Below are 6,107 nucleotides of genomic sequence, written 5' to 3'. Positions count from 1 at the left end.
CCGATGTACAACCCTTCTGTGAGATTTCCGCGTCGAGTCGGACCCAGAGCGGGCCTGCTTCAACCCAGCCCAGACGGGATAAAAAGAGCCTATCCTGCGCCGCAAATGTTGGTAGATGGTCGGTCTTGAAAGAAACGGCGCCTGCCCGAGGGAGAAGAAGCGGGGGGCGACCTTCTCGCACCGCTAGCAGTAGATTGCGCAGGCGCATGGGGGCGGGGCGCAACAGTGCGGGGCAGAAAAGAGCGGTCGGCCCGGTTGTTATGCCCGCTTTGCGAAGAGACGCTACATTCTGAGGGGAGAGGTATTCGCGTGCCGGAGCAGGCATCACGCCTCCCTGTTCCAGTAGGCCGTGTAAGACGCCGCGTAGCACGGGCTTGGTGGCCACGGCTTCCGCTGCACGGAAAAGCGGGGCGAGGGTCTGCTGAATGGTGTGGGTGATAAATGTGGTCAGCCGCAGGCGGATACGCTCTCTATGGGTGGCGTCCAGAAATTCAGCGTCCGTCACATGCACGGCGGGACGCAGAAGATCATCGCTTTTGATGAGCCGACCAATCGGATCTTCCTGCCAGAATATTGTGCCGGTTTCCCAATCCAGCCTCAGGTCGCTGTCTGAAGCTTGCAGAAAGTGGGTGACCCGGCGCGGGATTTCGCTGCGGGCGGCCCGACGGGCGGCGCGCAGGAGCAAGGGTTGGTCAGAGCGTGCTGCTTCCGGGTCAGGAATAAAGGCAAAGCCCCGCATATGGCCGACTGCGTGCCCTTCCACACTGACCTCGCCAGTGCGCGTAATGGCGGAAAGCAGGGGTTTGCTGTCTGCTTCTTCCAGCCTGCGGGCCAGGCTGGTGGCGCGTTTATCCACAAAGCGGGCAGCCAGTCTTTCATGCAGAATGTCGGAAAGCGTGTCTTCTATGGTCCGGGTCCGTACACGCCATAGGTCCGGGTCTTCCACCCAATCTGCCCGGTTGGCCACGTAGGCCCAGATCCGAATCCCCATAAGCCGGTGCATCAGGGACTCGATATCCCCTTCCGTGCGCTCAAGGTTCAGCAGTCGTGGCTCCAGCCAGGAGGAAGGCAATCTGCCTTGCTGCGCCAGTGTGACAAAAATCTGGGCGCATTGGCGGATATGGCTGTCTTCTCCCAGTTTGCGGAAATCTGGAATCTGGCACACTTCCCATAACAGCCGGGTGCGGTCCGCCCCTTTGCTCAGGCTCTGAATGGTTGGGTCACGCATCAGCGCGTTCAGCACCAGAAGGTCAGAGGCTGGTTCGGCTCCCCACAGGCCGGGGGCGGGAACCCGTTGGCACAGGCTGGCATGCAGCGCGGTGGGGGAGGTGTAGTCCAGCGCGCTGTTACGCCAGTATAAATGGTGCAGGGGTTCAAACTGGTGAGTTTCTACCGCTTCCACCACATTTTCTGGCAATGGCGGGCAATCGCCAGTGGTGCCAAAGGTTCCATCCTGGGTGCCACGTCCGGCGCGGCCTGCAATCTGCGCAATTTCTGCTGCGGCCAGCATGCGTCTGCGGGAGCCATCAAACTTTGAAAGCCCCGCAAAGGCTACATGATGGATATCCATGTTCAGGCCCATGCCTATGGCATCGGTCGCGACCAGATAATCTACTTCCCGGTTCTGATAGAGCGCCACTTGCGCGTTGCGGGTGCGGGGGGAAAGCTGGCCCATCACCACCGCGCATCCGCCCCGGCGGCGGCGAATCAGTTCGGCAATGGCGTAAACATCCCCGGCGGAAAACGCCACAATGGCGGTGCGGGGCGGCAGACGGCTGAGCCGCGTGAAGCCGGTATGCACCAGGTTGGACAAACGGGGGCGTGTTTCAATCTCTATGCCGCGAATAAGGGTGCGCAGCACAGGGGCTATGGTTTCTGCACCCAAAAACAGCGTTTCCGCTTCTCCTCGGGCGTTCAGCAGACGATCCGTGAAAACATGGCCGCGTTCCGGGTCAGCACAGAGCTGGATTTCATCAACCGCCACAAAATCCACACGCCGGTCCATGGGCATGGCTTCAACCGTGCAGGAGAACCAGCGTGCTCCCGGTGGAATAATTTTTTCTTCCCCGGTGATGAGCGCCACGGAGCGCACGCCTTTCAGCTTGACCATGCGCTCGTAATTTTCTCGCGCCAGAAGGCGGAGCGGAAACCCCATAACGCCAGAGGTGTGCGCCAGCATGCGTTCCAGCGCCAGATGGGTTTTGCCGGTATTGGTCGGCCCCAGTATGGCCCGCACGGGGGCATCCTCGGTAGTGGCGGATAAGTGCGCACGGGCAGCCGGACGGCGGCGGGGGATATCCATCATGCCGCCATGGTCCGTCGGTATGCACGGAAAAGCAACCCGTTCCTGTGTGGGAGCCATTGCATCGGGCCAATGGCAGGCGCAGTTTTGAAACAGGAGGAATGCCCATGTCTGTTCGAGAAGCTGATTGTCTCACTGTTTTGCGGCGTCGCCAGAAGGATGGGCCCACGGTGCACGGTGTGCGTGCCGCGGATGATGCGACGCTGGAAAGCACGCTGAAAACCCTGCTGGGGGCAGAAGCTGCTACCTTTGCGTTGGCCTGCGGTTTTATCGCCCGGCCCGGCCAGTTGGTATTGGTGCCCGATAACCAGGGTCATCCCGTGGGGCTGTTTGGCGTGCCTGAAAAAGGCCGTAGGGACCCGTATGTGTTTGGTGCGCTGGCGCGAGATCTGCCGGAAGGAGACTGGCAGGTGCAGGTGCCGGAAGAAACTCTGCGGGCAGATGTTTTGCTGGGGTTCTGCCTTGGGGCGTATCAGTTTTCTCTCAAGGCGGATGCTCCGGCCCGTACGCCGGTTCGGCTGGTGGTAACCGAGGCCGAGCGTAAAGGGCTGGCCGTGGAAATGGCGCGGTCCATCTGGCTTGCGCGCGATCTGATCAATACCCCCGCCAATCTGCTTGGGCCGTCTGATCTGGCACATGCAGCGCGTGAGGCCCTGAGCCCGTTTGGAGCAGATGTAGAGATCATCAAGGGCAAGACGCTGGACAAAGCCTATCCCCTGCTGGCGCATGTGGGCAATGGCTCGGAACGCGGCCCGCGCGTGGCGGTGGCACGTTGGCGCGGCAGCAAGGCAGGCAAGAACGCGCCGCTTCTGTCTCTGGTTGGGAAGGGCGTGTGTTTTGATTCCGGCGGCTACGATATCAAACCGTCCTCCGGCATGTTGCGCATGAAAAAGGATATGGGGGGCGCGGCATCCGTTCTGGCGCTGGCCCGCCTGATCATGACGCAGGATCTGCCGGTCCGTTTGGAAGTGCGGCTGGGATGTGTGGAAAACAGTGTTTCCGGCCATGCCATGCGTCCTCTGGATGTGGTGAAAAGCCGGGCTGGCCTGACAGTCGAAATTGGCAACACCGATGCTGAAGGACGGCTGGTGTTGTGTGATCTGCTGACCGAAGCCGGAGAAGCCAGCCCGGATCTGCTGCTGGATATGGCCACCCTGACCGGCGCGGCCCGTGTGGCGCTGGGGCCGGATCTGCCCGCGTTGTTCTGTAATGATGACAGCCTGGCAGAGATGCTTCTTGAAGTAAGTGAGCGTGAAGCAGACCCGCTATGGCGGTTACCACTATGGCAGGGCTACGCCGGATGGTTGCGGAGTCCTGTTGCGGACCTCAACAATATTTCCTCTAAACCTATGGCGGGCTCAATAACGGCCGGACTGTTTCTTGAACGTTTTGTAAAAGCAGGCCAGCGGTGGGCGCATATCGACACCTATGCCTGGAATGACAGCAGCCGTGCCGGACGGCCTGAAGGCGGGGATTCTCCTGGGGTTCGGGCTCTTTTTGCCGCTATCAGACTTGTTTTTGATGCGCCGGACGGAGCGGGAGCGTAAAGAAATAAAATCGTAATGGAACTATTTTGTCATTACATGATTTAAATATCTGTAGCGGTCCCTATATAAGGCCCCACGAGAAGACGACGGGTAACAAACGTTGAGTCCGATGCCGCGCCGCGAGGCTGACCATCGGCGTGATAAAAAGGATAAGAGTCTGATGGCACAGAATGCCGCCAAAGCAGAAGAACTGGTCAAAACCCTTCGGGACACCATTGTCTCGCTGGTGCGGAGCGACGGGCCAGACCTGTCTGCACGTCAGCTTGCTGTTTTCCTGACCTGCTATCTGGATGAAAGTGGCCACACCGTGCGCGGTCTGGCTTCCAGCCTGAATGTGTCCAAGCCCGCCATTACGCGTGCGCTGGACCGTCTGGGTGAGCTGGATCTGGCACGCCGCAAGGTGGACCCGCTGGACCGTCGTTCCGTGCTGGTGCAGCGTACGCCCAAAGGCGCGGCCTACCTGAAGGAGATTCGCTCCATTATGGGTGAAGCCGCTACGGAAGAAGCCCGTAAGGGCCGGAGTGAAGAAAAAAAGGAACAGCCGGTACGTCGCACCCTGCGCCGTGTTGCTGCAGCCTGAGTGAGATAAACTCTCTTTCCGCCATACCAGTCGTGAACGGCTTGATGGCGGAAAGAGAAACTTTTTCCCGCATAGAACGTTCTTCTTAAAGACTTTCGAGAGCAGGGCTGACCCCGTGAGGCAGTTCTTTGCTCCTGCAAAGATTTAAGAAAAAAGGAATGTTTCCATGCGGTTTGCTTCTGTTGCCGCGGCAGCGGCACTGACTTTTGCGACAGCCTCTTTTGCTCCCACCGCGCATGCGGCTGATGCTCTGGGCACTCCCACAGGTAAAATCACGCTCTCTGCCAAATCGGCCGATGTGGGCGTAGGCTATACGTGGGGTGATGGCACCCTGACGGTTGGCGGGAAATCCTACAAATTCTCTGTAACTGGCGGCACGATCGCGGCCGTTGGCTACTCACAGATTGAGGGCACGGGGACGGTTTATAACCTGCACCGTGTTCAGGACTTTGCTGGAACCTACGGCGCTGCGCATGGTGAAGCCACCCTTGGCAGCGGTCTGGGTGGGGCCGTGCTTGAGAACAAGAACGGCGTGCGGATCAAGATTGAAACCATCTCCAAAGGTGCCCGTCTTGCCGGTTCGGCACAGGGTCTTACCTTTGTGCTGAAATAAACTCTACGGCGTTGAGCTGTTCAGAACGCGCAGCCTTACCATGGCCCTACGGGGTGGCTGCGCGTTCTGATAACAGCCAGAGCCACCCAGCCAAGCTGAGGCGCTACCAGGAGAGGAAGGGCCACGCAGGCTCCTTTCAGAGGGGGGAATGAGGCAACCAGTAACGCCACAATGCCTCCCCAGCACACAAACACCCATTCACACACGGCAATCAGCACGGGGTTCATGCCGCTGCGGTGCAATACCTGATAGATATGCCCTCTGTGCGCTTGTACCAGAGAGTGCCCGGCCAGTTTGCGGCGCACCAACGTAAACAGCACATCAAAAATCAGGGGAAACAGCAGGGCGGGGCCTAACAGCCAGCCCGATGGTTTGATGGAATGCTGGGTCATATACAGCGCCGCTGTTCCGGCTAGAAGACCACAGCCCTGACTTCCTACGTCGCCCAGAAAAATGCGTGCCTTGGGGAAGTTGAACGGCAGAAAGCCGCACAGGCATCCTGCCAGCAGGAGTGCGGGCCAGATCAGATCCGGCACACCAAAAAAGACACCGGTGGCCGCCACAATCAGGTTGCCGACAATCAGGCAGCCGGAAATCAGACCATTCAGGCCATCCATGAAATTGACGGCGTTGGTTATGAAAATCAGCCACAGCACGGCCAGAAAGGCGCCGGGCAGTGGGGTGGGCCACCCCAGAATGGTGCCCCCTGCCACCACCATGATGGCTGCGGCGCTCTGGGCACAGAATTTGATGGAGGGCCGCCACTGATACATGTCATCCAGCCAGGAGACACAGGCCAGCAGGAGAGTCGCCAGTGCTGTGAGAATAACATCAGCCCGCAGCACGCTCCGGCCTGTTATGTCCTGCACCAGCGGAAAAAAAAGAAAAAATGAGGCCATAACCCCCACGCCACCCCCTTTTGGGGTGGGGCGCTGGTGTGCACTGCGGTGGCCAGGATGGTCAAGAATGGCCAGATTGATCATGACTCGCACAAGCCCGGCTGCAAAAAAAGCCGCGCAAATCAGGCAGAAAACCGCCAGAACAGGGTCAGAAAGAAACATGGGC

General features: G+C 59.3%; 5 protein-coding genes. 3 read left to right on the top strand and 2 right to left on the bottom strand.

The features are described 5' to 3' along the window. Positions 1-2,302: helicase-related protein (locus AD944_RS01440; RefSeq protein ID WP_248845802.1), on the bottom strand; the 2,302-nt coding region annotated here is incomplete at its 3' end. Positions 2,303-2,409: 107 nt separating this feature from the next. Between AD944_RS01440 and AD944_RS01435 the strand changes: the two genes are divergently transcribed. From AD944_RS01435 to AD944_RS01425, 3 genes are all read left to right on the top strand, one after another. Then, positions 2,410-3,849: a leucyl aminopeptidase family protein gene (locus AD944_RS01435; protein WP_045541262.1), complete on the top strand. Its 1,440-nt coding sequence runs from the start codon at positions 2,410-2,412 to the stop codon at positions 3,847-3,849. Between the two features lie 160 nt (positions 3,850-4,009). Further along, positions 4,010-4,429 (top strand): MarR family transcriptional regulator, encoded by a 420-nt coding sequence (locus AD944_RS01430; RefSeq protein ID WP_035380718.1) that lies wholly within the window; start codon positions 4,010-4,012, stop codon positions 4,427-4,429. Between the two features lie 166 nt (positions 4,430-4,595). Continuing rightward, entirely contained in the window at positions 4,596-5,042 is a 447-nt protein-coding gene (locus tag AD944_RS01425) for a hypothetical protein (RefSeq protein WP_035380642.1), read from the top strand. A gap of 35 nt (positions 5,043-5,077) precedes the next feature. Here the strand turns inward: AD944_RS01425 and AD944_RS01420 are convergent, their stop codons facing one another. After that, a complete protein-coding gene (locus AD944_RS01420; protein ID WP_061474696.1) occupies positions 5,078-6,103 on the bottom strand; it encodes an MraY family glycosyltransferase in 1,026 nt (341 codons plus the stop codon). Between the last annotated feature and the right edge of the window lie 4 nt (positions 6,104-6,107).

Origin of the sequence: Acetobacter tropicalis, assembly GCF_001580915.1 — a bacterium.
GTDB lineage: Bacteria > Pseudomonadota > Alphaproteobacteria > Acetobacterales > Acetobacteraceae > Acetobacter > Acetobacter tropicalis.
The sequence above is the reverse complement of the archived record's forward strand: the minus strand, read 5'-3'. Positions and strand labels throughout refer to the sequence as shown.